The organism is Desulfofalx alkaliphila DSM 12257, assembly GCF_000711975.1.
GTDB lineage: Bacteria > Bacillota > Desulfotomaculia > Desulfotomaculales > Desulfohalotomaculaceae > Desulfofalx > Desulfofalx alkaliphila.
On sequence record NZ_JONT01000012.1, the window covers coordinates 60,830 to 85,200 of the forward strand.

Here is a 24,371-nt window from a genome sequence, read left to right on the forward strand (position 1 = left end):
TTAATTTGCCTTACTGATATTGATATGGGCAATGCTTTGAATGGCACAAATAAAATGCCTTACCAACTCCGGGTCAAATTGTGATCCGGAGTTTTTTATTAACTCATTTGCCGCCTCGGCATAGCTCAGTGCCTTGCGGTAAGGACGGTCGGTGGTCATGGCATCAAAGCTGTCTGCAATGGCCACAATCCGCCCTAAAAGGGGTATCTGTGTGCCTGCTAAGCCATAAGGGTAGCCTTTGCCGTCGTAACGTTCGTGGTGGTATAAAATTACATCCACGGCTTCGGATAAATCGGGAATTTGCCTGGCAATTTCTGCCCCCACCAAAGGGTGTCTTTTTATGGCTTCGTACTCTTCTTGGCTTAATCTGCTTGGTTTTAAGAGCACTGACATATCCACATGTATTTTTCCAATATCATGTAGGAAGGCGCCATATCTTAAATGTTTTAGCTTGTCTTCGGGCAGAAGTATTTTTTTGCCCAATACTTCTGCATAGTACATCACTCTCTCGGAGTGTTTAAAGGTATAGCGGTCTTTGGCGTTAATAACAATGTTTAAGGTCTTAATGGTACTGATGGTATTTACTTCACCCTGCTGCTGCTCCGTAGGTATTTCGTCCAGCACTGATGAGTAGAGTACAGCCCTGTCTTTTTTTATTTTAGCCTGGTAAAGGGAGTAGTCAGCCAGTTTGAGCAAGTCCCCTTTATTGGTTGCGTTTATGGGATAACAACTGATTCCTGCAGAAACGGTAAGCTTAATAAAGGAGCCATCATTAAAAATGTTAAATTTAGTATTTCTTACGGTGTCAACAAGTTTATTTCCCAAATCCAGAGCTTCCGTGGCAGAGACCTTGGGCACGATCACTGCAAATTCTTCACCGCCATAACGGGCCACAAAACCGTTTTTAAAGATCTTTTTTAATACTAAGGCCACCTCAAGGAGCACCTTATCACCGACGTCGTGGCCGTAGAGGTCGTTTACAATTTTAAAGTTGTCAATATCGATCATGAACAGCGCAAAGGTTTCGTTGGAATAGCGGAAAATTTTTATCTGTTTTCCCAGTTCCTGTTGAAAACTGCGGTGATTATATAAACCTGTCAGACTGTCAGTGGAGGCCATGTAATCAAGGGTACTGCTGACAATCATCATCATGGCCATGGAGTTGTTTAACTCCTTAACCTGTTTAAGTAAATAGGGTAGGCACATTTGATATTCAGCCTTGCCCTTTAACACCGCTATGGCTTTTTCCCAGCAGGTACTGTATCCACAGGCTCCGCAGTTAGTTAAGTCTTTGGGTTTCTTTTTGCCTGTTTTCCGTAGAACCTGCCAAATTTGCCGGTCGCTAAATATTTTTTTAACACGCTGCTTATTGTAAAAGGTTCGGGTGGTATCCATAGGGGGCCCCAATGGGGTAAAATCAGCCGGGTACTTATACCCGCTGTCGCTGTTTCTTTGTTCTTCCGTATAGGTGATCACTTTTTTGGATTTATTATAACACAATTCTTTGTTTGCAATTTCCGGGCCGGCGATACAACCGTCGCAGCAAAGCATATCAACCATTACAGGGGTCAAAAAGCCGCCGCTGATGGAGTTTAAAATACTCTTGCACTTTACCGGCCCGCTGGCTTCAATCACATCCAGCGAGCTGACATCTGATTGTAAACCCACCGCTTTCAATAACCCCCCTGCCAGTGGAAGCAGTCTGGCTGTGTTGGCACCGGGGGAGTCCCAGTGTGTATTGGCCGGTTGATTTATTAGATTAATTTTTTGCTCTGCAAACCATTGTTTCAGCTGTCTAAAGGTAATTACCGCATCAATGTAATCCCCGGCGTGACCGCAGACGGACTCAGCTTTTTTGGCTATACAGGGTCCGATGAAAACGGTTTTATGTTGGGGGAAAGTTTTCTTTGCGTATTGACCGGTTATCATCATCGGTGACTGTAATGGTGAAAGATAGTTTATTAAATTAGGGAAATGTTTTTCTATCAGCATTACCACCGAAGGGCATGCTGAGGAAATAACGGTCTGATCACTTTTGGCCAGCAGGTCCTGTAATCGGTGGGCATGTATCTCTGCACCAAAGGCTGCTTCTAAAACATATGAAAAACCCAGTTGCCGCAGGCCGCTAATGAACTGGCCGGGAAAACAGTCAAAGGAGGCACTGAAAGAAGGTGCCACAATGGCCACCGTTTTTAGGCCGCTGCTATGCCATTCTTGCACAGTTTTTGTGTCGTCAAATATAACCTTGGCTCCTTGGGAGCAGACCTTTACACAACTGCCGCACAAGATGCAATCTTCCTTTGATATGGTGGCTTTACCGTTCTGAAAGGAAATTGCTTTTACAGGACAGGCACGAACACAGGCATAACAATTACAGCATAAATCATTATTTGTATAGAGTATCCGCATTTTACCACCTGAATTCTATATCTATTATTATATTAATTCGCTATTTTACGTAAAAATCCTATAGATAAAATGTAAATTATAAAAGATTTTACATTTGCAGAATAATTTATGCGTGTAATTGAGAACATAAAAATGATATACATCAAAATACAATCTCGGGAGGGATTTGATGTCACAAAAACTGCAGGAGATTATGACTACTAATGTAGCCACAGTTAGCCCCCAACAATCAGTGGCTGAAGTGGCCCAAATAATGAGCCGCCATAATATCGGCTCCGTGCCCGTTGTCGAAAATGGCAGGTGCGTAGGTATGATTACCGACCGTGATATTACACTGCGGGTGACAGCCCAAGGCCAGAACCCCGCAAATACCCCGGTTCAATCGGTAATGTCCACAGACCTCGTCACCGGCAATTCACAAATGGATGTACATGATGCTGCCAGTCTGATGGCCCGGCATCAAATCCGTCGTTTGCCGGTGGTGGACAACGGTAAACTTTCCGGCATTGTGGCCCTGGGGGACTTTGCAGTACAAAACATTTACCAAGATGAAGCCGGACAAGCACTTTCCAGCATTTCCGAGCCGGCTTCACCGCAACAAATGTAACAAAAAATGCGGCAAGGGGGCTAACCCCTTTGTCGCATTTTTTTGCCTGCCCTAATAGCCGTCAGGATGGAATAAGATGCTAATTAAGCTCCAATTGTCGTATGCGCGACAAACTTCCCTATAAAACCAGTATATACTAATTTATATACTTATCAATAATGGGGGGATAGGCCAATGAGTGAAATGAAGGTGCTCTTTCATGTCAATGAAACAGAGGCTTGGACCAAGTCTTTAGGAAATATTACTAACTTTCTAAAGGATCAACCACAGGGCAAGGTTGAGGTGGTGGCAAACGGGCCTTCGGTCACTGCATTTACCGGCAGTTGCCAGGCTAACGGCGGTGGCGGATGTGGCTGTAGTCTACAAAAGGGAGACTTGCTGGAACAAATGGGCAGGCTGTCCAATGAAGGTGTAGTTTTTGCCGCTTGTCGGAACTCACTTAAAATTTATGACATAGACGAAAAAACCCTGCCCTCCTTTGTTAAGGTGGTGCCGGCGGGTATTACGGAAATTGCGGCCAAACAATCTGAAGGCTATGCCTATATAAAACCTTAATATTTTGTAGCAAAGAAACGTCCAGAAACCGGACGTTTCTTTTTACTTGGGGTAACATTGCCATAAAACACATATTGCTATAAAATATACACATAATGATTTCCACTTGTAGGGGGTGCGCTTATGAATGTTAAAGATATTATGTCCACCAATGTAGTTACAGTAAATGAAGATACCACCATAGAAAATTTGGCAAAACTACTGATCGAAAACCAAATTTCCGGGGTGCCGGTAGTTAATGAAGGGCATAGGCTTGTGGGCATAGTGACTGAAGGTGATCTGCTGCACAAGGAAATACCCCCCAGAAGGCCGGAGTATGTAGGCATTTTAGGCGGTATTATTTACAAGGGCCTAAAAACATACAAAGAAGACTTTAAAAAGCTAGCGGCCATAAAGGCCTCAGAAATTATGACCAAAAGGGTGGTAACCACCACCAAAGACAGCCCTGTGGAAGAAGCGGCCTCACTGATGGTTAAACACAAGGTTAAGCGCCTGCCGGTGGTGGAAGGTGACAAAATTGTAGGTATTGTAAGCCGCTCAGATATTATTAAAAATCTTACAGAATAAAGTAACACCAGGTAAATAAAAAGAAGGCCTGTGTAGGATTACTGCACAGGCTTTTACACTGGGTGGCCCCAAAGGGCCCCATAGTTCAAAGGGCCATCCGGCCGGAGGAAAAGGCCCCGGTAAATATATGAAAGAAGGATTATGTTTATTAGGGGACGAATACTGACACCTATTACTACCACGATCATCAATATACGGGGGTTTTTAGATTGATAATTGATATGCACGTGCATTTTTTTCCTGAAAATGTGGCACCAAAGGTAACACAACATTTAGCTGACCATTATGGGATAGATGTTCCTTATCAAGGCACCTTGGCTGAATACAGTAAAATGCGCCTCAGCAGCCGGGTTGATACCGCTGTTTTTTTCACTGCCGCCACCAAGCCGGAGCAGGTTCAGTCGGCAAATATCTGGGCAAAAAGCAATACCGGGGGCGCTTATATAGGCTTTGGAACCCTGCACCCCGATTATCATGATATAGACGGTGAAATTAAAAAGCTAAAGGACTGGGGGGTTAAAGGCGTTAAATTTCACCCGGACTTTCAGCAGTTTTATTTGGATGATGCTAAGGCTTTAACAATTTACGAAAAAATGGCCAAGGATTTTATTATTATTTTTCATGTGGGTGACGAGGAAAACGGCAATAACACCGTTTATTCTTCGCCCCGCAGACTGGCCAATGTATTGGATAACATACCAAACCTAAGGGTTATTGCCGCTCACATGGGTGGCTATAAAATGTGGGATCTGTCTATGCAGTGGTTGGTGGGTAAAGAGGTGTACTTTGACACCTCAAGCACCTTTGGCATTTTACCGGATGAGCAATTCAAAAATCTTATTAAAGAACATGGTTATCACAGAATTCTGCTGGGAAGTGACTACCCCTACAATGACCCGCAGCGGGAGCTCCGGTGCCTGTCCGGTTTAGGCTTAAAGGATAAGCAGTATCAAGCCATCATTGGGGAAAATGCTAAAAAACTACTGGCAGGGGTAGGCTTATAAATATAAATCCTTAGAGGTGAGCAATGCAAAAAACTAAAATTGCCCTTGTACAAATGAATGCGCCCTTTGGTGAGATAGAAAGCAATTTAAGAAAAATCAGCAATTTTATTATGGAGGCCCACCGACAAAGGGTGGATATTATCTGCTTTCCCGAGTTGGCTTTGATGGGCTATAGCCGTGACCAATCCCATCTCCATGCCGAACATATCCCCGGGGAGAGCAGTAGATACATAGTGGATTTGGCCCAAAGATACGGTATTACAGTACTATTGGGCATGGCCGAAAAGTCAACACAGGCAAATAAGCCCTATATCACCCAGCTAATAGCCATGCCAGACGGCAGTTATCATAAATACCGAAAAACACATTTGGGGGGCAGTGAGCAACCATATTTTACAGCGGGGGACGCAATACCTGTCTTTAAAACCGGCAAGGCGGTTTTTGGTGTGCAAATATGTTGGGATTTACACTTTCCTGAAGTGTCCACCATCATGTCCCTGCAGGGGGCAGAAATTATCTTTGCACCCCACGCCTCACCCTGCGTGGCCGGAGATCGAAAAGAATTATGGTTAAAATACTTAACTGCCAGGGCCTATGATAATGCAGTATATCTGGCGGCATGCAATTTAATAGGTAACAGCAGCCAGGGCCACCCCTTTGCCGGCGGCAATTTGGTAATAGACCCCAAAGGCAATGTCATTGCCGATGACTTTAACAATGAGGAAGGTATGTTGGTGGTTGATTTAGACGAGGGTTTAATTAATAAAATCCGCTATGAAAGGACCACGTCCATGAGGTACATTTTTCATTTGGATGCCCGTCGGCCGGACTTGTATGAAAAATATAAAGGAATATTAAAAGAAGGCCATAGATTGGGTTAAGTTACCGGACTGGTAACTTCGACCTTGCCAAACACCTCACCGCACTGACAGCCGTAAGTGACAAAGTCTGATCTTTGGCCTTCACATATACTGATAATGCGCACCTTGGAATCTGTACTGTATATGGCTTCGTTGCAGTTGGGGCAATTTTTGTCGGTAATAAATTTCTTCGGTTTTATTACTATACAATCCCTTTCATTGGTTTCAACTATACAGTTATTGAGCTTTAATTTAGTTAAATGATATTTTTTTAAAATAGCTTTTAAAACCAGCAGCATTATTGCCCTGGATGCACCGTTTTGCACCCTCAAAAAGGTAGTGAGGGCCAGCTCAGCGCAATTTCGATCTTCAATTGTTGGGAATGGGTAAAGGGTATTTTTTTCATTTTTCATATTACCATTATGCCCATTCCCCCATTAGATATTACCACAATACCACCCTAGGCCCTTTGGCCCAGGGCGGCACTCAATCCTGCAAGGTAACCGGTGGAAAAGGCAATTTGCAGGTTATAACCGCCTGTCAGGGCGTCCACGTCTATCACTTCCCCGGCAAAGTACAATCCCGATACCAATTTAGATTCCAGGGTAGACGGGTTGATTTCACCGGTTTTTACTCCACCGCTGGTAACTATTGCCTCGTTTATGGGCCTTGTGCCCGTCACCGTTAAAATAAGGCCCTTTAGGATTTCCGCCAGGGAAAGCCGTTCCTTTTTAGTAACCTGGTCAACGGGCTTATCCCCGTTCAAGGCCGCCAACCTTATAACCACCGGGATTAATTTTTTGGGCAAGAGATCATCAAGGGCATTTTTCAACTGCTTTTTTTGGTACTTTTCAAAATCCCTCAGTAGACGCCTATCTAACTGCTCGGGGGACAGGGCCGGTTTCAAATCTATGGAGAGCTTAACTTCTTTAGCCTTATTAATATTTTTTAAAAAACTGCTTAAGGACAAGATGGCCGGGCCGCTGACACCGAAATGAGTAAAAAGCATTTCGCCAAACTGCTCTTGAACCACCTTCTTATTGGCCAGCAGCTTAACATTTACATTTTTTAATGTTAGGCCCTGCACTTCCTTGGGCCATTGGTCTTTAGTAACCAATGGAACCAAGGCCGGCTTAGGTTCCACAAGGGTGTGACCCAACCGGCCGGCCATGACATAGCCGTCCCCGGTTGAACCGGTATTTTGATAAGACAAGCCGCCGGTTGCAATCAGCACCTTGGGGCAGTAAATTTTAGTGTTATCTTGCAGCAAGACCCCGGTTACGGTACTGTTGGTACACAATATCTTTTTAACGGGACAGTGATAACGAATATCTACCCCAAGCTTACGCAGGTGTTTTTCAAACCCCTTAATAATATCGCTGGATTTATCACTGGCGGGAAAAACCCTATTTCCCCGTTCCACCTTAGTTTTTACACCGAAGCTGTGCAACAAATCCAGCAATTGGTGATTGGTAAAGGCATTAAAGGCACTGTATAAAAACTTTCTGTTACTGACAACATTATTTAAAAAATCCTCTAGGTCACCGTAGTTGGTTACATTACAGCGCCCTTTCCCGGTGATATACAATTTTTTACCCAGCTTTTCGTTTTTTTCTAATAAAATTACCCTTAAGCCATTGGAGGCGGCGGTGGCGGCTGCCATCATACCTGCCGGCCCGCCGCCGATAACAGCTAAGTCATAGTTCATTGGTAAACTCCTTTAAAAAATTATCAATTAATCCTAATATAACCCAAAAGGGCCTCTGCCATTGGGTATAGTATCGGTCAGCACAAAAAAGAGTTCTGGGGCAAGCCCAGAACTCTTTTATCATTAAGCTGCTTTTTGCTCATCTCCGTGGTCGAGCACTCTAAAGTTATCGCAGATGAAGCAGTATGCCAGCATACCGCCTGCAACCAGACCGATGGTAACCATCCACTCCATCCAGGAAGGAGCGTAAGCTACACCTTGATAACTAATCATACCGGTAATTACAACGTTCATCCGGTTTATAATGACACCGATAGCTACCATGGCACCGGCGGTGGTTAAACCGGCCCTGGTTTTGCCCCAGGCAGTGAAGAAGATAACCAGCGGTATCAGTACACCCACTGCCATCTCCAAGATGAACATGTTCGACTCCAGACCGCCGGCAAACACATACTGCCAAGCATCCCGGCTGGTGAGGTCGAATATCTTCAGGCCCAGATACATGATCATGATGGTGAAACCAATTCTCTGCAGGCTGCGTAAAACCTTAGTGTCCACCCAGTGGTTGTAAGCTCTGCCGGCCAGCGAAGTTTCCACAGTAACCATGGCCGGTCCCACAAAGAAAGATGACATTAAGAAGAAGAGTCCAATATAGGGTGACCACCACAGCGGGTGCAGTTTATCCACCTGTGTCAGGTACAGAGCACCCAATGAAGATTGGTGCAAGGTGGGTAAAAGCACACCGATAATTAACAGGAAGGGCATAGCCTTAGCAAAGAACTTGTGCAGGGGCTTTGCCACTTTCTCGGTGGCAATTTCACCAAACTCAAGTACTTGCACAGTGGTGTAAAGGGAAACACACCAGAACACTTCGAACAGTACGGAGTGGTAACCCCAAGATACAAAGGGACGCCAGAAGTTGAACCACTGACCGATGTCCAGGAACAAACCAATCATTACCAAGAGATAACCCAGCAGTGATGTGAGCATGGCACTGCGGGCAATGACGTTAAACTTTTCTATGTGTAAAATATGTGCTATCAGGGCGACACTGTAACCGCCGCCGGCCAGGGCAACCCCGGTTAACACGTCAAATCCAATCCACAGACCCCAGGGCCACTCGTCATTAAGGTTTGTGGTGGCTCCCAGACCAACAACTAAACGGTACACTGCAATGGCTGCAGCAATTACGGCCAGAATAAGTAACAAGAATCTGACCGGAGTCATTTTAAAGGTCCATCCTTGTTTTTGGGACTCCATTTATTTTACCCCCTTATAACTATTTGTTATTGATGTGATTGCTACCTTACACTGACATATCCTTTTTCTCTTCTTTGGCAATTTTATTGCGCCTCTTAGTGTAAATGTACATGCCTGACAAAAGACCGCCCCAGGCAACAATCACAGGTGGGGTATACTTTAAGAACTCATGGCTGTATTCAGGTATAGGCCTTGTGGTAACATCTGTACGGAATCCTAGCTGCTCAAAAGGTACGTCTGAAATATAAAGCCAGTTTGTACCTCCTGCTTCATGTTCTCCGTAAATATGCTTTACGTACTTGTCGTCGCTTTCAATGGTTTTTCTGGCCAGAGCCAACAACTCATCTCTGTCACCAAAGGTCATTACGTTGGTGGGGCATACCCCTACGCAGGCCGGAGCCTCTCCTTTTTCAATGCGGCCAAAGCACATTTGACACTTTGTTACCAATGGGAAAGTCTGATCCCATTGAAACTTTGGAACATTAAAGGGACATGCTAACATGCAATAACGACAACCTACGCAAAGATGTGGATAGTATATGGTGGCGCCGCTTTCGGTGCGCTGAAATGCCCTTGAGAAACAAGCAGATTCGCATGCCGGTTGTTGACAGTGCAGACACTGGTTCTTTACAAAGCGGAATACCGGTTGTCCGTCTTTTTCCACCGCATGAAATCTAACAGCTGTCCAGTTTTTATCGGATAACTTTGCATCGGGTCCCTGATCGGGAAACTTATCATCAAACTTTAAATCATTCCACATTTTACAGGCTAAGGAACAGCTACCACAGCCAACGCATTTACTCAAGTCAATTAATACACCCTTACCCGGTGTGTCAAATTTATTATATGCCATTAATTCTCACCTCCTAAAACCTTTCGTTTAACTTAACTTTTTAGCCACAAAATTATCTCCGCGGTCCGTGTACTTAGTGTGCAACAGCTTGTAGGCCAGCTCACTAATAGGATGATCTAGGAAGGTTTCGTATAATTCGATAACCTCTTTATTCTCATGACTTTCTCTTAATTTATAAGAGGCGTCCTTTTGATACAGACTTGCGATGCGGGCTTCACGCACCTCGTCAGAGGGTGGCAATGAAGTACGGGGTTGTCCACCGCCGGATACACACCCGCCGGGACAGCACATAAACTCAATAAAGTGATAGGGGGATTCTCCCCTGCGCACAGCCTCTAACACAGGGCGTGCGTTGCCCAGTCCGTGAACAACGGCAATTCTTAGCGTGCCGGTGCCGGGTATTTCTAAAGAGGCTTCCTTCACACCTTCCAAACCGCGAACAGGTGTTAAGTTAAACAATACTTCAGGCGCGGGTTGATTGGTTAGTACAAAGTAGGCGGTACGCACCGCTGCTTCCATAACACCGCCGGTGGCGCCGAAAATCAATCCGGCTCCGGAACCTTCACCCATCATAGGATCGTACTCTTCCTCCGGCAGAGCAGCGAGATCTATGCCGTAGTGTTTAATTAAGCGCGCCAACTCTCTGGTGGTTAAAACAATATCCACGTCGCGAATTTCCTCTTCGGAATTCCAGTATTGGCCGGCGTCATTCATTTCAGGTCTGGCCGCTTCAAACTTTTTGGCTGTGCAAGGCATAATTGACACAGAAACGATGTTTTTCGGGTCAATGTTGTTTTGCTTTGCATAATAAGTTTTTACCAAGGCACCAAACATTTGCTGTGGTGACTTACAGGTTGATAGGTTGGGAATTAAATACGGGTAGTAGTACTCACAGAATTTAATCCACCCTGGGCTACATGAAGTAAACTGAGGCAGAGGACGCCCTGTTTCTTTGCCAGTTATTCGGTTAATTAACTCCGTGCCTTCTTCTAAAATAGTGAGGTCGGCAGTGAAGTTGGTGTCAAATACTCTGTCAAAACCCATCTGTTTTAGCGCTGCAACCTGTTGACCCTGTACCCATGAACCGGCGGGCAGCCCAAATTCTTCACCAAGAGCCACTCTGGTGGCAGGTGCAGTTTGAACTACCACAAACTTGTCTGGGTCTTCAAGGGCTTCGATAACCTTTTGCACTTCATCCCTTTCGGTTATGGCTGCAGTGGGACACCATAGAGCACACTGACCACAGTTGACGCAAACGATGTTGTCTTTAATGGGCAACTGGTAGTAACCGAATACCGACTGTACCTTTTGACAAACCTCTACACACTGTCCGCAAAGGATACACTTTTCGTCGTCCCGAGTTAAAGACGGGCTAAATGGGTCCAGGGGAACGCGTCCCCGCACTTGGGTTGGCCAGGAACTGGCTACCTGGTACTGTTGGGGTAACCATCCGCCGCCACCGGCAGGCTCTTTGGAGCAACCTGCCAAAGTTGCTGTGGCACCGACCAAACCCAATGTTCCCATCATCTTAAGGAAATTGCGCCTGGTCACTTCTTTTTCTCGTGCCTTTTGCTTGTCCATATGCTTACCTCCCCGCTTTCTACAAATATTAGGCTAAAGCCCATGATACCGGGCCGATGCCCATATTTGATTATTTTAAGCGACATTTAATTTCTAAGGACAGGATTGTTATAAAATTCACGTAATTCGAAATTATTACACTTTTCTACAAGCTCCGAGCATAAAGCTAATTAATAGCTTCTTAATTATAATACTACCATAAAATCATGCAAAAATCACATATTTATCTATCAAAAACCCCTATAAAGAATATTTTTTGTAGAAAAATGTAAAAAATACAAATTAGAATAATTCCATCCTGTCTTTGCAGCTAAAATAATATTAGACAAAAGCATATAAAATCCTTTATTTCTGAAAAAAGTAATGAAAAATATTTAACTTTGTTAGATATTTATAGGTGTAAGATAAAACCACAGACTTTGTCATATAAGAGCAAAATATGGGTTTTATACTGGGTTGACATAAATAAAGACCGAGACTCTCTCGGTCTTTTAATGATATTCAGAAACCATAAGGTATTTCAAGTAACAATTATAGTTCTTGTACTGTAAAGCAGTCGTTGGGGCAAATTTCAACACAGGTTTCGCAACCCATGCATTCTGCAGGATCGCCGGTAACTTCTGCTTTTCCGTCTACCATTTCCATTAAACTAACAGGGCATGGGGCTACGCATTCGCCACAACCTTCACATTTGCTTGAATCAAGAGATACCATGTACATTAAAACCAACCTCCTTAAATATATCTAAATAGTAAACTGACAAATTAAATTATGCTATATTATTCTGAAAAAGGCAAGGGGTATTTTGCTTCAAATTATGGTAGACTTGTGCAAAAGGACCTGGGTAAAAAATGCCCGGTAAGAGGATATCATTTGACAATGTCAAATAATATATAATAGAGTTAATAAACATTGGGGGGCTAAATAATGTCTTTGGATTTTTCTGAACTGCTTGTTGGTAAAAATGATAAGGTTGACCAGGTTGAAATTTTAGTTTCCGATGAGAGCTTACTTAATAAGGAAGTCAAAGAGGTAACTTTATTTTATAACATTGTGGGGGAAGGCCGCTTTAAAATGTTCCGTAACAACAAAATGGAGTTAATATTTGTACATGTCACCGATGACTGGATGAGGCAGGCCAAAATAAATATCGGTGATTATAGCGGTCAGTTAAATATTAAAGCCACCTGGGACAATGAGCAGGACACCTTGTCAGTGAAGGCAGAGGACGGTACCCATCAGGAGGTAACTGCCATTCAAATTGATAATTAAGGGGTTGTAACAGTGGGACTGCCTGGCTTAAAAGAAAAGTTATACCGACAAATGTGGGAACAGCCTGAAATTTATGCCCACCGCATTATGTTGGAAGTGGGTTTGCCCTGGAAAGATAATGCAATGCTGCATTTTCGCTGCACCAAACGCATGTCAACGGAAAAAAAGCGACAGTACTGGTTGGAGCAAAGGGATGAGGTTGATGCTGCCTTTGAAATTTGGTATGCTACCGGTAAAACCTCATTGGACGAATAGTACATTTTACCGCGATGGGGTATAATTATAATGTAATTATTTAGAAATTAACAGATATAGGAGGGCCTTCATGAAAGAACAAACCATTGAAGAAATTATAGAAGAATACGGTGGTGCTGCTTACAGCCCGGATTTTGGTGCTTGGGCAGAACTTGAGTACGAAGAAAATGGACAAGACTATAAACGTACCACTATGGTAATAGGTAATCCCCAGTGGTCCGGCGCATTGGATTTGGTGCAGGGTGAGTACTTGTGGAAGTGGGCCTTTGATTCAGAAAACGATCTTTACTTTTTACTTCTCACCTGGCACAGCGGTTTAAGACTGCCCATTGCCTTTGATAAAGAAGGGGCAGGGAAGATGTTATTTGACCCTGAGGCTAAAAAGAAGTTTGATATAATGATTGTGGATCAACCGGTAATGCCCAGAAACTGGGATGAAGGCAACTTGAAATTCACTGTTCTGTGGGATGTTGAATTTAAAAAGGCTAAGGAAGCATCTTGGCCGGAATAAGTGACGGGGTGACAGTATGGGTTCCAGCGGTGTAAAAAAAAGCAGGCCTGTCAGTAAAGGGCTGTTGAAAAGGGTTTCTCTTTATATTAGGGATAACGCCATTAATGGTAAGTGCATACAGGATGAGGAGACCATGGCTTACCACCTGGGCTTAACCGTTGAAACGGTTAATAGGGTAATTGAACAGTTAAAGGAAAACAAATTGGTAATGGTGGAGGAGAGCAAAAAAGCTAATCTTCCCAATGCATATATATATTTAGGAGACGGAGCTGCCAGTAGGCTGGTGCTGGAAACGGGCCAACGCAGTGAAGACCTAATAGCAATGCTGGATAGGGCGGATTTAAGTGAAGATGTAAAAAACTTAATTTTAGACTATGATGAAAAAGTTAGGGAACTGCTCTATGAGATGCAGCAGCAAACCCAGGAACTGGAGCAGCATCGCAGTTTTAAGGACAGTATTGTTAAGGTAAATGAAACTCCGGATGGTTTGGTGCAAGTAATTGCCAGAAGAAGGCCTTAAGGGGGTTCTTTAATGACAATATCCGAAGCCATAAAAAAGTGGGAGCGGGATACCACTGTTTACATTCATTATAGTCGTGAAATGAAAACCTCAGAATACAACCAAGGATTTGCCGATGGGTTAGAAATGGCAGTAAAGTCCTTGAAGTCAGCCTTAAAGGAATATCCTGATTTGGAGCAAGGGAGTGAGTGACCTTGAGTCAATCTGTTTACAGTGTTGTAAAGCTACTAAATAATGAAGTTGATGATGTTGCTGTTTTCGACAATGAAGAGGCAGCCACTGCTTACGCGGAAGAAATAGCCGGCCGGGAAGACTATCAACTGATAAATATAATGTGGACCAAAATCAATAATACCAATATGCAAGTAACTTTAAAAGAAATGAGAAAATAAACTAAAAGGCGCCCCAGGGGCGCCTTTTAGTTTATTGCTTAGCTTTAAGCCTTAGAAGCTGTTTTTAGTAATTTCTGCTGGCGTTAAAACAGTCGCGGCAGTATACGGGGCGGTTGCCGGAAGGCTCAAAGGGTACTTCCGTTTCTACACCACATTGTGCACAAACTACTGCATACATTTGTCTGGGGCCTCTGCTGCGAAAGCCGTTGCCTTGTTTACGTGCTTGCTGTTTGCGGGCGTTGCGGCAATGGGGGCAGCGGGCAGGTTCGTTTTCAAAGCCCTTTGCTGCGTAAAATTCCTGCTCCCCTGCAGTAAAGGTAAAGTCGTTTCCACAGTCTTTACAATTTAAAGTTTTGTCAGAATACACCGAGGATCTCTCCCGTTTAATATTACTCCCTAGAGGCAAATCCAACCCCTATCACTCGCCACCTGTTTGTTTACATATGGGAGGTAGAAAAGTTTAACCTTTAGAGGCAAAATCAGTATATCTTAATTGCCAACAAAAAACAACAGGTTAATTGTAACAAGCTGATTAAGTTAGAATTGGTTGTTCATTCCTCGGATAGATACAAGCAAATCCGCAGAGAATAATTGAGAAATCTTGTAATGATTATGGGGGGTGAAGGTGCCATGATTGATAATCTTGTGCAAAGGGCTTTGACGGCACGGGATGCATTTTTACAACTAAATCAAGAGCAGGTGGATAAGATTGTTAAAAGCATGGCATTGGCCGGTTTGGATAAGCATATGGAACTGGCAAAAATGGCAGTGGAGGAGACCGGGAGAGGGGTATACGAAGATAAGATAACTAAAAACATCTTTGCCACCGAATACATTTATCATAGCATTAAGTATGAAAAGACGGCGGGTATTATTAATGAAAATGAAGAAGAGGATTACTACGAAGTTGCCGAGCCGCTGGGGGTGGTGGCGGCGGTTATTCCGGTTACCAACCCCACTTCCACCACCATGTTCAAGGCCTTAATTTGTGCCAAAAGCAGAAATCCGGTTATTTTTAGTTTTCACCCCGGGGCCCAGCGGTGCAGCGCCGAAGCGGCCAGAATAATGTATCAGGCCGGGCTGGAGGCCGGTGCACCGGAAAATTTTATTTCCTGGATTGAGCAGCCGTCAATTGAATCCACCCAAGCATTGATGGAGCACTTTGGGGTGGCCTTAATATTGGCAACCGGTGGCGCCAAACTGGTGTGCGCCGCCTATAGTGCAGGAAAACCGGCCCTTGGGGTTGGCCCTGGCAATGTACCCTGCTACATAGAGAAGTCAGCAAAAATAAACCGAGCCATTACCGATTTGATACTTAGTAAAACCTTTGATAACGGACTTATTTGTGCCTCTGAACAGGCTGTTATTGTGGATCGGGAAATTGCCGACCGGACGGTGCACTTATTAAAGGAAAACGGCTGCTACTTTTTAAATCCAACTGAAATTGACCGGCTCACCGCTGTTGCCGTAAGCGAAGACCGCACCCATATCAACCCCCAAATAGTGGGCCAGTCGGCACCTGTTATCGCTCAAATGGCCGGCTTGTCTGTTCCTGCATCCACTAAGATACTGGTGGCGCCATTGGAAGGTGTGGGACCTGATTATCCCCTATCCCAGGAAAAGCTTTCTCCGATACTGGCTTTTTACTTGGCCGATGATCACAATCAGGCCATAGAACGATGTGTACAAATGGTGGAATTTGGCGGACTGGGTCATTCGGCGGTGATACATTCAGAAAACCAAGAAATAATTAAAAAGTTTTCTGATACCATACGGGTGGGAAGAATAATTGTGAATTCACCCTGTACCCACGGCGCCATTGGCGATCTGTACAACACCAACATTCCCTCACTGACCTTGGGTTGTGGGTCGTACGGGCGCAATTCTACTACCTCAAATGTGAGTGTGAAAAACTTGATCAATGTGAAACGGGTTGCCAAGCGCAAGGAGAAAATGCAGTGGTTTAAGGTGCCGGACAGAATTTATTTTATGCCCGGTTCGGTACAATATTTAAGTAAGGTGCCAAATGTTGAACGGGTGCTGATAGTAACAGATAAGGTGATGATTGAGCTGGGCTATGTGGATAAGGTGGTTTATCATTTGCGCAAGCGGCAAAATCATGTGGCCATCGAGGTTTTTGACCGGGTGGAACCGGACCCGCCATTGGAGATGGTTAACTTAGGTGTGGATGTCATGAAGCGGTTTAAGCCCGACACACTTATAGCCCTGGGGGGAGGTTCAGCCATTGATGCGGCCAAGGGGATGTGGCTTTTCTATGAGCACCCCCAGGTACAGTTTGAGTTCTTACGTTTAAAATTTATAGATATTCGCAAACGCACCTATAAATATCCCAAGCTGGGACGCAAAGTAAAGCTTATTGCCATACCGACCACCAGCGGCACCGGATCAGAGGTGACGGCTTTTACCGTTATTAGCGATAAGGGCTTGCAAATAAAGTATCCCTTGGCGGATTATGAACTTACACCGGATGTGGCCATAATAGATTCGGATTTTGTGATGTCTATTCCGCCGGAAGTTACCGCCGACACAGGAATAGATGTGCTTACCCATGCCATAGAAGCCTATGTATCGGTGATGGCATCGGACTACACCGATGCCCTGGCCATGAAAGCCATAGAACTGGTGTTTAAGTACCTACCCCGGGCCTATAGGAATGGTGATAATAAGGAAGCGAGGACAAAAATGCATAATGCTTCTACCATGGCCGGTATGGCCTTTACCAACGCATTTTTAGGAATAAATCACAGTTTAGCCCATAAATTAGGTGGCCAGTTCGGCATATCCCACGGGCGGGCCAACGCAATTATGCTGCCCCACGTCATAGCTTATAACGCATCGCCGCCCAGTAAGTTTGCTTCTTTTCCTAACTATGAGCATTATGTGGCCCATATTAAATACCAGGAAATAGCTAAGAATTTAGGTCTGCCTGCCGGAGACCCCACCGAGGGTGTGAACAGTCTAATCAATGCCATTTATAATTTGCTGCGAGAACTTAACATGCCCCTTTCTTTGGCACAGACCGGTATAAATGAAAGGGAATTCGAGGCGGCGGTGGACCAACTGGCCGAGCGGGCCTTTGAAGACCAGTGTACCACCAGCAATCCCCGAATGCCCCTGATAGCCGAACTGGCTCAATTATACCGACAGGCCTATAAGGGAGAAGAAGTACCACTTTAAAAGTTTTTTCACAAAAAGGAATCCCGCCGGTTCTATCACCGCCGGGATTTATTCTTTTGGCTTTAACTCTTCCAGCCCCACCGAACAAAGTATTTCATCTAAAAGTTCTTTGTTAACTTCAAAAATATCAATTACAGCCTGATCTTTCAACAAAAATCACCCCTTATAAAGTGTTGACTTTATCATTCTATGCAGCTGTGGAATAAATAGTACTATAAAATGAACGGAAAAGTTGGTGCTGCGGGTGCGTCCCGGCAGTAAGTTGAAGGCAGGAAAGACAGCAAGGACGTTGAATGATATAATGCAATACATTTAGAAAGGTGGAAGTATAGTGACATACAAGATCGATGTAGATAAGTTTGTGAAGGAAAACCAACAACAAATTGAAGCCCTGGTAAACGCTTCCCTTAATCGGGCCGGTAAAATTGTTGAAGAGAAAGTAAAGGCCGGTGAGTTGCGACCTGCCCTTCAAGATATTATGCCTTTAATGCTATATGAAATATTGATAACCAATACCGTTTCTACCCTAAGGTTGGCTGCCGATATGATTGAAGAGAGTAAAAGGGAGCTCGAAGGGACGGAAAAATAAAAAAAACACCTGGACAAAAACATATGTTTGGTGTAATATTAGACAAACATATGTTTCCAGGAGGTGCCAAGGTGCGGATGAATGTGCCTACGGTAGATGCAAGGCTGCGTAAACAGCCATCCTTTACCGCCAAACCGGTGGTGAAAGTAAGAAGAGTTAAGGCTGATTTTACCGGTCAAGTGGCCGGTTGGTTAGCAAGTGACGATACCCTTATTGCCAAAATATTTGCTTATTCAATACTGTTTGCCGCAATGGCAACTATGCTTGTAAAGATTTTTGCTTTTCTGTGCTGGCAGTGAGTATAAATAAGCGGATTTAATCAAAAGTTATACTTGTGTAGGGGGTTAAAATGGCAAGGCTGGATTTAGACAATGAAGAAGTGCTGGTAAAGTTGCTGGCAGATCTATACTACGCACAAAAACATATATTGTTCCAAGAAATGGTAATTGAAAAATTTATGGAGCGGGTAGGTTTAAGTGAGGAAGAAACCATTGCGGTTTTAAAAAAAATGGTTGAAAACAAATGGCTGGTAACCCATGGTTTTAAGCCCAAGTTCTTTTTAAGGCCCGGTTTTGTAAGCAGCTTTCCGGTGGTAGTAAGTAAAACCGGGCTTAAACTTCTAAAAACAGAGGATTAGAGAAAATAGGGGGGTAAAAATGATACAAAGGCGCCAGAAGCACTACATAATACAAGAACCGGATGAAGAACTGCACCAAGTGATGGCAGGAGATGTTCCCCAGGGTATAGTCAAGGCGCTGAGTAAGGTGCTGCCGGACAAATCAATAGCTTATAAAATCTTTATGGAAAAGGAAGGCCAGCAAATTGAATTGCTGGCTGAAGGGGTATCCTCCCTTGAGGATTATAACAAGGTAACTGAAAAATTTGAACAAGAAATGCTCTTACCCCATGGTAACCGCTGGCAAGAAATAAAACCGGAAATAATTGTAAGGGAATAACCGTTATTTAGTAAAGCCTAACACCTTTGTCCCCGATTGACAGGCCAGGTATAGTGCACTGAGCAAAAATACAAACCAGAAGGTCACAAAACGCAGCACCAGTGCCAGTGCCAACCCCTGATAGATGGGTACACCCAGGGGTAGCAGCAGCAAGACCATGCCGCCTTCAAAGGTGCCAAGGCCGCCGGGTGTCAGGGGGACGGAGGCAACCATGTAAGTGAGAAAGGTGACCACTGCCAGCGGTATAAAACTCACTTCCACTTGCAGAGCCCGGGCAATTAAATAGGCTTTTACGGCAAACAAGAGCCAAATTAAAAGAGCCAAGAGAAATTGTCTCACCAAAGGGCCCCGCTTGCTAAACACCTTTTTTACAGACCGGCGGAAGGTTTCCGCCGAACTGCTTATCTTGGTGTGCAGCTCTTTATTCAAGGGCAGAATTGAAAAAAGCCATTGCAGCCCTTGGGGGTAGCAAACAAAAAACAATAACAAGACCGAGAACACCAATAGCACAGCCATACCCGCGGCCAAGGTTTTTAACAAAGCGGTTTCCATGGGTACAGCCAATAAAAACCAAGATAAACCCAGTATACATAAAAAGAGGAAGGTAAGCATACTTACTGTTTTCTGCAAGCCCACCAAAGCGCCTGCCCTGGCGGTATTGAAACCCGGCTCCGAGCGAAGCATTACCACCTTCACCGCTTCCCCCCCTGCCTTAACCGCCGGGGTTATGCATTCAAAAAATGTTCCCGCCATATTGATGTGCAGCAATCGAGACAGGGAAATTTTTTCACCCATTAGCTTGGCAATTGCTGACCACTGCAAATTGATCAGTAAAATGGTTAATAGCTGCAACAATAGGGCAGCTATTAGGGCCGAACTTTCAACCATGCTTAGGGCCCTGTATACCTCTTGCAAATCAGCGTATTTAAGTAGAGCTATAACCAACAAGCCGCCGATTAGCAATAATGCAAACCTTTTCATCATCACCGATTTTCTCCTGTCCTTTAATGAGAAGCAAGGTGGCTTTCATGGTGGAGTTTTTCTGTTCAACGAAACGGCAGTTTTTGCACCAGGCCGGCAGTGCCGAGTACATCCTTTTTAAAACATCACGTTGACTGCGTACCAATATTCGCGCCCCTTGGGGGGCCTTGGATAAGATGTTTTGCAGCACCTTGGTACGGTTGCACACCTGCAAAGCCACGTGAATCACTGAATAATCCACAGCACTTATATTGATTCCGTCTGCCAACTTTACCTTAATTTGGTCTTCCATGTTATACCTTTTAATAACCCTGCGGGCAATTTCCACCGCCTTTGGGTCCTTATCCACCACTACTATTTTTGCGCCGGTTTGATCGGCTATTTCCATTGCAGTGCAGGGAAGCGGTCCCCCGCCGATAACCAATATCCTATCCTCGGGGATAATATGGCCCAACTCAACCTCCCTTTTAACGATGTCCTTGTAATACAAGCCATAAAGATTAATTAAGGTGGGAAAGTGGGCCAGGGACTTTTCCAGTTGCTTAGTGAACAAAGAAATAACCTTCATTGATACGTTACCCCCTAGAATACATTAAAACAGTGTACTGATAATACTAACTGAGTGATTAATAAGACCGCCGAATAAGAAAGCGGCAATAATGGTGGTTAATGAAAGCGCCGATGCTACCTTAATGCCGAATTCCTTAGTGAGCACTGCAAAAACCGATAAACAGGGGATATAAAAAAGGGCCACCACAGAACCAACCAATAATTGCAGCGTGCTTAAGTCCATTTCTAACAGGGGGAGTACCCCCAGTTCCCGCCTAACGATACCCAGCATTAAAGCCAAGCTTGCCTCTGCCGGAAGGCCCAGCCAGCCAATCACCAGGGGGCCGATGAAGTCACTGATATAAACCAATAAACCTGTTTCCACCAGCACCGCCGCCAATAAAATAGCTAAAATAATTGGTATTTCTGCCTCCAGCATAAACTGCTTAGTGCGCAGCCAAATTTTTCTCTTCAAAGCCTGACGGTCGGGTTTTAACAGATTGGGAATCTCTATCATAATGGGGTCAATGTTGCCCGGCAGTACTTTGTTGAGTACCAGGCCGGCTAAAAAAATAGCTCCGAAGGAGATGCCAAACATTAAGATTAATAACCCTATGGAGTGATCCCCAAGCAGGGAGATAAATGCTCCCGTTTGTGAGACACAGGGTACTGCAAAACACACCGTACCGGATACAATTAAACGCTCTTTATAACTGGTGACGGCCCGGGTTCCTAATATGGCGGGGACGGCACAGCCGTAACCCATGATAAAGGGAACAATGTTGCCCCCTTGGATACCCACCCGGCGCATAACTCCGTCAACCAAGACACCTAAACGGGGCAAAAAGCCGCTATCTTCTAAAATTGACAGTGCGATGTAGAAAAGAAAAACATAAGGCAAAATCAAGCCAAAGGGCCATTCAATTCCTTTAATCAGCACCCCGTATTCGCCCAATAAAATGTTGTGCAGCATACCCTCGGCCACAAACTGGGAGACAATGGGTGTGATTAGCGGTACATACCAATCATAGATAATCGGAAGCAGAATGAAACTGCGCAAGGCCTTACCGCCGCCCACCACCACTGCCATGGATAATAACAATACTAAAAAAGCTATCGGCAGGCCGGGGAAGGGCTGCAAGGTCAAATCGCCAAGTTTTTCCCAAAAGGTGGCATGGCGGTGCTCTACCCGCTGCACCTTTTCTATTATGCGCCCCACATGCTGCCAGCGTTTATCCTGATCCGTGGGCATAAGCTTGTCCCTGACCGGCTTATCCTTAGCCAACTGCCATGCCCTGTCTAACAACTGGGCAAGGCCCACGTTGCGTATGGCCACGGTGGGTACCACCGGGGCACCAAGTTCTTCTTCCAGCTTATTTACATCAATATATATACCTTGCCGTTCGGCAACATCAATGAGGTTAAGTGCAAACACAGTGGGCAAGCCATGTTCCAGTATCTGCAAAGCAAAATTTAAATTTCTTTCCAGGTTGGTGGCGTCAAGGACGCAAATAACTGCGTCGGCCCCTTGGTTTAATATGTCAACGGCCACCTCTTCCACAGGGGAGGTGGCGGTCAGTGAGTAAGTACCGGGTACATCAACCAGCACAGCCTCTTCACCGTGGCGAAAGATTTTTCCCTGCATTGTGGTGATGGTGGTGCCTGCATAATTAGAAGAAAGCACCTCCTTACCTGTCAGCTTAGAAAAAACAACACTCTTCCCCACGTTGGGGTTGCCCATCAATAAAAAGTTTAATTTGCCGTCTGTTTGTAAATTGTTTTTTTTAGTGTCGTGACAGCTCAAGTTAAACTACCTCTTTTACAATAATTTTTTCTGCAACATCTTTGGCAACGGCTATGCTGCGGTTTCCCAGTTCAACAACTATGGGGCCACCTAAGGGCTGTTTCGACTTAACGGTTACTGTAATACCTTCCCTTAAACCCAAAGAATTCAATATTGCAAAGGGGGGTGTTTTTTCAATTACACAACGGTGTGCCTTTTTTAAAGCGTATAATAACATTATCCATACACCTCCATGTCATATTAGTAAGAAACCGGCAAAGATAATTGCTAAAGATAATCATTATCAATTAACCTGCAAAAAATAAATACCCAAGAGAATGATTATTATTATCAATTACAATATACAACACCGTTAACAAGGAAGCAATGGCAGTAACCCGTTAAATAGTAAGGTTAGATATTAATTTTGCTGTTTTACTTGGGATAGCTTTACTATTCTTACCCTTGCTTTAAATAAAAATAAAGCAAGGAAATTCTGATTTATTAAAATGATTGAAGGATATATTTAGGGATTGCAGAATTAATATTCAAGGATACTAATTAAAGAGGTGAAGGGCTTGATAAATATAGCAATTGTTGGTGGAGGTCGGGGCGGAGCATCTATGCTCAGGGTCTATAGTAATCTTTCTGAAGTAAATATATTAGGCATATCCGACATTAACATCAACGCCGCCGGTATGGAGTTGGCAAAAGAAATGAACATCCCGCGCTATACCGATTTTATGGAAATGTTAAGTATCCCTGGCCTTGAGGTGGTAATAGATGTTACCGGCTCAGAGGCAGTTAGGGAAAAAATCGAGGCTAATTTGCCAGAGGGCAGTTTGCTGGTGGAAGCCAAGGTTGCCAGAATGATGTGGCTTTTAGCCCACCAAAAGGACGAAATGCTGAAGGAATTAAATGAACAAGCCCAACAGTTGGCCAGCATGGGTGAGCAACTAAATGCCACTGTGGAGCAGGTGCCCGGCATTATAAAAGAGGTATCACAATTTATTGTAGAGTACGGAAACACCTTAAGCCAGTCGGTGGCTGAGGTAAAGCATCATTTAGAAGACACCGACGAGGTGTTGGATTTTATTCGCAAGGTGGCAGACCAAACCAAGCTGCTGGGGCTCAATGCAGCCATAGAAGCGGCCCGGGCCGGGGAACATGGACGGGGATTTGCAGTGGTGGCCGAAGAGGTGCGCAAACTGGCCGAGCACAGCGCTACCTCGGTAAAGACCATAGCAACCATTATGAAAAACCTGGAGCAATCAATGGTGGATATTATTGATATTATAGAGCAAAACAACAAATTGACCGAGCGGCAGATAACAGCCACTGAGCAGGTTGCTTATGCGGTGGATCAGCTGGGCACCTTGGCCGATGACATGAGAGATTTCTCCGAAAAGTTAGCTGACATGCAGTAAAAAATATTGCCGGGAGGTAAAACTATGGAATTTTTCAACCGTTTGGGGGAAAAGGCAAAGGTAATTGGCGAAAGGGCCAAAGAAGCCACCCGCAAACCCACTGAGCTAGTTGAAGTGACTAGATTAAAATATGAAGTTTCTAAATTACAAAAGGTAACTAAAAACAATATCGAAGCCATTGGTGAATTGGTTTACCGGCAGTTTAAAGGGGAATTAAACCTAGAGGCAGAAATTGAAAGGCTGCTGCAGGCCACTAAAAATATTGAGGCTGAAATAGTAAGCTTGGAACAAGAAATTGAAAGGCTTCAGCCTAAGCCTTTAGTTTGTCCCAGGTGTGATATAGAGTTGCCCAGTGGCGGTATTTTCTGCCACAGGTGCGGCATAAAGGTGGCCATAGATAAGGAGCCCGAGGAGCAAGAAAAAACTGAAGGGGCAGCGGAACCGGTAATAGAACAAGAAGAAATAAAATAGCCTTAAATAAGGGGTAATTTTTAGGGTGGATAATCATATCCACCCCTTTTATTTGGGATCCAG

30 protein-coding genes are annotated in these 24,371 nt (G+C 44.3%); 18 read left to right on the top strand and 12 right to left on the bottom strand.

Annotation, left to right across the window (positions count from 1 at the left end; genetic code table 11):
• Entirely contained in the window at positions 1–2,409 is a 2,409-nt protein-coding gene (locus tag BR02_RS14805) for a [Fe-Fe] hydrogenase large subunit C-terminal domain-containing protein (RefSeq protein WP_051688219.1), read from the bottom strand.
• Between the two features lie 169 nt (positions 2,410–2,578).
• Between BR02_RS14805 and BR02_RS0108000 the strand changes: the two genes are divergently transcribed.
• From BR02_RS0108000 to BR02_RS0108020, 5 genes are all read left to right on the top strand, one after another.
• Complete coding sequence (locus BR02_RS0108000) at positions 2,579–3,016, top strand: CBS domain-containing protein (protein WP_031515954.1); 438 nt, start codon at positions 2,579–2,581, stop codon at positions 3,014–3,016.
• A 174-nt stretch (positions 3,017–3,190) separates the two neighbouring features.
• The gene (locus tag BR02_RS0108005) at positions 3,191–3,571 is read left to right on the top strand and encodes a DsrE family protein (protein WP_031515956.1); all 381 of its coding nucleotides are present in this window, start codon (positions 3,191–3,193) and stop codon (positions 3,569–3,571) included.
• Between the two features lie 123 nt (positions 3,572–3,694).
• On the top strand, positions 3,695–4,138 hold the full coding sequence (locus tag BR02_RS0108010) for a CBS domain-containing protein (protein ID WP_031515958.1): 444 nt from the start codon (positions 3,695–3,697) through the stop codon (positions 4,136–4,138).
• A 209-nt stretch (positions 4,139–4,347) separates the two neighbouring features.
• Positions 4,348–5,142: an amidohydrolase family protein gene (locus BR02_RS0108015; RefSeq protein WP_031515960.1), complete on the top strand. Its 795-nt coding sequence runs from the start codon at positions 4,348–4,350 to the stop codon at positions 5,140–5,142.
• Between the two features lie 23 nt (positions 5,143–5,165).
• The gene (locus tag BR02_RS0108020; protein ID WP_031515963.1) at positions 5,166–6,023 is read left to right on the top strand and encodes a nitrilase family protein; all 858 of its coding nucleotides are present in this window, start codon (positions 5,166–5,168) and stop codon (positions 6,021–6,023) included.
• Here the strand turns inward: BR02_RS0108020 and BR02_RS0108025 are convergent.
• The 6 genes from BR02_RS0108025 to BR02_RS0108055 all read right to left on the bottom strand — a co-directional run bounded on the left by BR02_RS0108025 (position 6,020) and on the right by BR02_RS0108055 (position 12,124).
• Positions 6,020–6,415 (bottom strand): hypothetical protein, encoded by a 396-nt coding sequence (locus tag BR02_RS0108025; RefSeq protein WP_031515964.1) that lies wholly within the window; start codon positions 6,413–6,415, stop codon positions 6,020–6,022. The genes BR02_RS0108020 and BR02_RS0108025 overlap by 4 nt on opposite strands.
• A 47-nt stretch (positions 6,416–6,462) precedes the next feature.
• Entirely contained in the window at positions 6,463–7,710 is a 1,248-nt protein-coding gene (locus BR02_RS0108030; protein ID WP_031515966.1) for a BaiN/RdsA family NAD(P)/FAD-dependent oxidoreductase, read from the bottom strand.
• A 123-nt stretch (positions 7,711–7,833) separates the two neighbouring features.
• Positions 7,834–8,970, bottom strand: a complete 1,137-nt coding sequence (gene nrfD, locus BR02_RS0108040; protein WP_031515968.1) for an NrfD/PsrC family molybdoenzyme membrane anchor subunit — start codon at positions 8,968–8,970, stop codon at positions 7,834–7,836.
• A 46-nt stretch (positions 8,971–9,016) separates the two neighbouring features.
• On the bottom strand, positions 9,017–9,823 hold the full coding sequence (locus tag BR02_RS0108045) for a 4Fe-4S dicluster domain-containing protein (RefSeq protein WP_031515970.1): 807 nt from the start codon (positions 9,821–9,823) through the stop codon (positions 9,017–9,019).
• Between the two features lie 27 nt (positions 9,824–9,850).
• Positions 9,851–11,404, bottom strand: coding sequence for a [FeFe] hydrogenase, group A (locus BR02_RS0108050; protein WP_031515972.1), 1,554 nt, complete (start codon positions 11,402–11,404; stop codon positions 9,851–9,853).
• A gap of 531 nt (positions 11,405–11,935) precedes the next feature.
• Positions 11,936–12,124 carry an indolepyruvate ferredoxin oxidoreductase subunit alpha gene (locus tag BR02_RS0108055; protein WP_031515974.1) on the bottom strand — a complete coding sequence of 63 codons (189 nt, stop codon included), beginning with the start codon at positions 12,122–12,124 and terminating at the stop codon, positions 11,936–11,938.
• 207 nt (positions 12,125–12,331) lie between these two features.
• Between BR02_RS0108055 and BR02_RS0108060 the strand changes: the two genes are divergently transcribed.
• From BR02_RS0108060 to BR02_RS0108085, 6 genes are all read left to right on the top strand, one after another.
• A complete protein-coding gene (locus tag BR02_RS0108060; protein WP_031515977.1) occupies positions 12,332–12,676 on the top strand; it encodes a hypothetical protein in 345 nt (114 codons plus the stop codon).
• 12 nt (positions 12,677–12,688) lie between these two features.
• Entirely contained in the window at positions 12,689–12,931 is a 243-nt protein-coding gene (locus BR02_RS0108065) for a hypothetical protein (RefSeq protein ID WP_031515979.1), read from the top strand.
• A gap of 70 nt (positions 12,932–13,001) precedes the next feature.
• Positions 13,002–13,442, top strand: a complete 441-nt coding sequence (locus BR02_RS0108070; RefSeq protein WP_031515981.1) for a hypothetical protein — start codon at positions 13,002–13,004, stop codon at positions 13,440–13,442.
• Between the two features lie 16 nt (positions 13,443–13,458).
• The gene (locus BR02_RS0108075) at positions 13,459–13,962 is read left to right on the top strand and encodes a hypothetical protein (RefSeq protein ID WP_031515983.1); all 504 of its coding nucleotides are present in this window, start codon (positions 13,459–13,461) and stop codon (positions 13,960–13,962) included.
• 12 nt (positions 13,963–13,974) lie between these two features.
• Positions 13,975–14,154 carry a hypothetical protein gene (locus tag BR02_RS0108080; protein ID WP_031515985.1) on the top strand — a complete coding sequence of 60 codons (180 nt, stop codon included), beginning with the start codon at positions 13,975–13,977 and terminating at the stop codon, positions 14,152–14,154.
• Positions 14,155–14,156: 2 nt separating this feature from the next.
• The gene (locus tag BR02_RS0108085) at positions 14,157–14,354 is read left to right on the top strand and encodes a hypothetical protein (protein WP_031515987.1); all 198 of its coding nucleotides are present in this window, start codon (positions 14,157–14,159) and stop codon (positions 14,352–14,354) included.
• A gap of 64 nt (positions 14,355–14,418) precedes the next feature.
• Here the strand turns inward: BR02_RS0108085 and BR02_RS0108090 are convergent, their stop codons facing one another.
• Positions 14,419–14,721, bottom strand: a complete 303-nt coding sequence (locus BR02_RS0108090) for a zinc-ribbon domain containing protein (protein ID WP_031515989.1) — start codon at positions 14,719–14,721, stop codon at positions 14,419–14,421.
• 263 nt (positions 14,722–14,984) lie between these two features.
• Here BR02_RS0108090 and adhE point away from each other — a divergent pair, with 263 nt between their 5' ends.
• The 5 genes from adhE (at position 14,985) to BR02_RS0108120 (ending at position 19,097) form a co-directional block, all read left to right on the top strand.
• Positions 14,985–17,552, top strand: coding sequence for a bifunctional acetaldehyde-CoA/alcohol dehydrogenase (gene adhE / locus BR02_RS0108095; RefSeq protein ID WP_238442431.1), 2,568 nt, complete (start codon positions 14,985–14,987; stop codon positions 17,550–17,552).
• Positions 17,553–17,883: 331 nt separating this feature from the next.
• On the top strand, positions 17,884–18,141 hold the full coding sequence (locus tag BR02_RS0108105; RefSeq protein WP_031515993.1) for a hypothetical protein: 258 nt from the start codon (positions 17,884–17,886) through the stop codon (positions 18,139–18,141).
• Between the two features lie 71 nt (positions 18,142–18,212).
• The gene (locus BR02_RS0108110) at positions 18,213–18,440 is read left to right on the top strand and encodes a hypothetical protein (RefSeq protein ID WP_031515995.1); all 228 of its coding nucleotides are present in this window, start codon (positions 18,213–18,215) and stop codon (positions 18,438–18,440) included.
• A gap of 50 nt (positions 18,441–18,490) precedes the next feature.
• Positions 18,491–18,778, top strand: coding sequence for a hypothetical protein (locus BR02_RS0108115; protein ID WP_031515997.1), 288 nt, complete (start codon positions 18,491–18,493; stop codon positions 18,776–18,778).
• A 19-nt stretch (positions 18,779–18,797) separates the two neighbouring features.
• Entirely contained in the window at positions 18,798–19,097 is a 300-nt protein-coding gene (locus BR02_RS0108120) for a hypothetical protein (protein WP_051688220.1), read from the top strand.
• A 3-nt stretch (positions 19,098–19,100) separates the two neighbouring features.
• On the opposite strand, the gene BR02_RS0108125 is transcribed toward BR02_RS0108120, so the two are convergent.
• The 4 genes from BR02_RS0108125 to BR02_RS0108140 are packed head-to-tail and all read right to left on the bottom strand — an operon-like array spanning position 19,101 to position 22,648.
• Complete coding sequence (locus tag BR02_RS0108125) at positions 19,101–20,081, bottom strand: lysylphosphatidylglycerol synthase transmembrane domain-containing protein (RefSeq protein ID WP_031516001.1); 981 nt, start codon at positions 20,079–20,081, stop codon at positions 19,101–19,103.
• Positions 20,023–20,646 (bottom strand): nicotianamine synthase family protein, encoded by a 624-nt coding sequence (locus BR02_RS0108130; protein WP_031516003.1) that lies wholly within the window; start codon positions 20,644–20,646, stop codon positions 20,023–20,025. Before BR02_RS0108130 ends, BR02_RS0108125 begins: the two co-directional genes overlap by 59 nt.
• A 24-nt stretch (positions 20,647–20,670) precedes the next feature.
• Positions 20,671–22,431, bottom strand: coding sequence for a ferrous iron transporter B (locus BR02_RS0108135; protein ID WP_031516005.1), 1,761 nt, complete (start codon positions 22,429–22,431; stop codon positions 20,671–20,673).
• Between the two features lies 1 nt (position 22,432).
• Positions 22,433–22,648, bottom strand: a complete 216-nt coding sequence (locus tag BR02_RS0108140) for a FeoA family protein (protein ID WP_031516007.1) — start codon at positions 22,646–22,648, stop codon at positions 22,433–22,435.
• Positions 22,649–22,988: 340 nt separating this feature from the next.
• On the opposite strand from BR02_RS0108140, the gene BR02_RS15995 reads away from it, so the two are divergent.
• Together BR02_RS15995 and BR02_RS0108150 are read left to right on the top strand one after the other, a co-directional pair.
• Positions 22,989–23,837, top strand: coding sequence for a methyl-accepting chemotaxis protein (locus BR02_RS15995; RefSeq protein WP_031516009.1), 849 nt, complete (start codon positions 22,989–22,991; stop codon positions 23,835–23,837).
• A 24-nt stretch (positions 23,838–23,861) separates the two neighbouring features.
• Complete coding sequence (locus BR02_RS0108150) at positions 23,862–24,308, top strand: zinc ribbon domain-containing protein (protein ID WP_207641000.1); 447 nt, start codon at positions 23,862–23,864, stop codon at positions 24,306–24,308.
• Positions 24,309–24,371 lie beyond the last annotated feature (63 nt).

Coding starts and splice junctions, on each gene's coding strand:
- BR02_RS0108125 (WP_031516001.1), bottom strand. CDS start 20,081: ATGATGAAAAGGTTTGCATTATTGCTAATCGGCGGCTTGTTGGTTATA.
- BR02_RS0108010 (WP_031515958.1), top strand. CDS start 3,695: ATGAATGTTAAAGATATTATGTCCACCAATGTAGTTACAGTAAATGAA.
- BR02_RS0108080 (WP_031515985.1), top strand. CDS start 13,975: ATGACAATATCCGAAGCCATAAAAAAGTGGGAGCGGGATACCACTGTT.
- BR02_RS0108020 (WP_031515963.1), top strand. CDS start 5,166: ATGCAAAAAACTAAAATTGCCCTTGTACAAATGAATGCGCCCTTTGGT.
- BR02_RS0108150 (WP_207641000.1), top strand. CDS start 23,862: ATGGAATTTTTCAACCGTTTGGGGGAAAAGGCAAAGGTAATTGGCGAA.
- BR02_RS0108045 (WP_031515970.1), bottom strand. CDS start 9,823: ATGGCATATAATAAATTTGACACACCGGGTAAGGGTGTATTAATTGAC.
- nrfD (WP_031515968.1), bottom strand. CDS start 8,970: ATGGAGTCCCAAAAACAAGGATGGACCTTTAAAATGACTCCGGTCAGA.
- BR02_RS0108130 (WP_031516003.1), bottom strand. CDS start 20,646: ATGAAGGTTATTTCTTTGTTCACTAAGCAACTGGAAAAGTCCCTGGCC.
- BR02_RS0108120 (WP_051688220.1), top strand. CDS start 18,798: ATGATACAAAGGCGCCAGAAGCACTACATAATACAAGAACCGGATGAA.
- adhE (WP_238442431.1), top strand. CDS start 14,985: ATGATTGATAATCTTGTGCAAAGGGCTTTGACGGCACGGGATGCATTT.
- BR02_RS0108030 (WP_031515966.1), bottom strand. CDS start 7,710: ATGAACTATGACTTAGCTGTTATCGGCGGCGGGCCGGCAGGTATGATG.
- BR02_RS0108055 (WP_031515974.1), bottom strand. CDS start 12,124: ATGTACATGGTATCTCTTGATTCAAGCAAATGTGAAGGTTGTGGCGAA.
- BR02_RS0108050 (WP_031515972.1), bottom strand. CDS start 11,404: ATGGACAAGCAAAAGGCACGAGAAAAAGAAGTGACCAGGCGCAATTTC.
- BR02_RS0108070 (WP_031515981.1), top strand. CDS start 13,002: ATGAAAGAACAAACCATTGAAGAAATTATAGAAGAATACGGTGGTGCT.
- BR02_RS0108025 (WP_031515964.1), bottom strand. CDS start 6,415: ATGAAAAATGAAAAAAATACCCTTTACCCATTCCCAACAATTGAAGAT.
- BR02_RS0108075 (WP_031515983.1), top strand. CDS start 13,459: ATGGGTTCCAGCGGTGTAAAAAAAAGCAGGCCTGTCAGTAAAGGGCTG.
- BR02_RS0108000 (WP_031515954.1), top strand. CDS start 2,579: ATGTCACAAAAACTGCAGGAGATTATGACTACTAATGTAGCCACAGTT.
- BR02_RS14805 (WP_051688219.1), bottom strand. CDS start 2,409: ATGCGGATACTCTATACAAATAATGATTTATGCTGTAATTGTTATGCC.
- BR02_RS0108060 (WP_031515977.1), top strand. CDS start 12,332: ATGTCTTTGGATTTTTCTGAACTGCTTGTTGGTAAAAATGATAAGGTT.
- BR02_RS0108115 (WP_031515997.1), top strand. CDS start 18,491: ATGGCAAGGCTGGATTTAGACAATGAAGAAGTGCTGGTAAAGTTGCTG.
- BR02_RS0108140 (WP_031516007.1), bottom strand. CDS start 22,648: ATGTTATTATACGCTTTAAAAAAGGCACACCGTTGTGTAATTGAAAAA.
- BR02_RS0108005 (WP_031515956.1), top strand. CDS start 3,191: ATGAGTGAAATGAAGGTGCTCTTTCATGTCAATGAAACAGAGGCTTGG.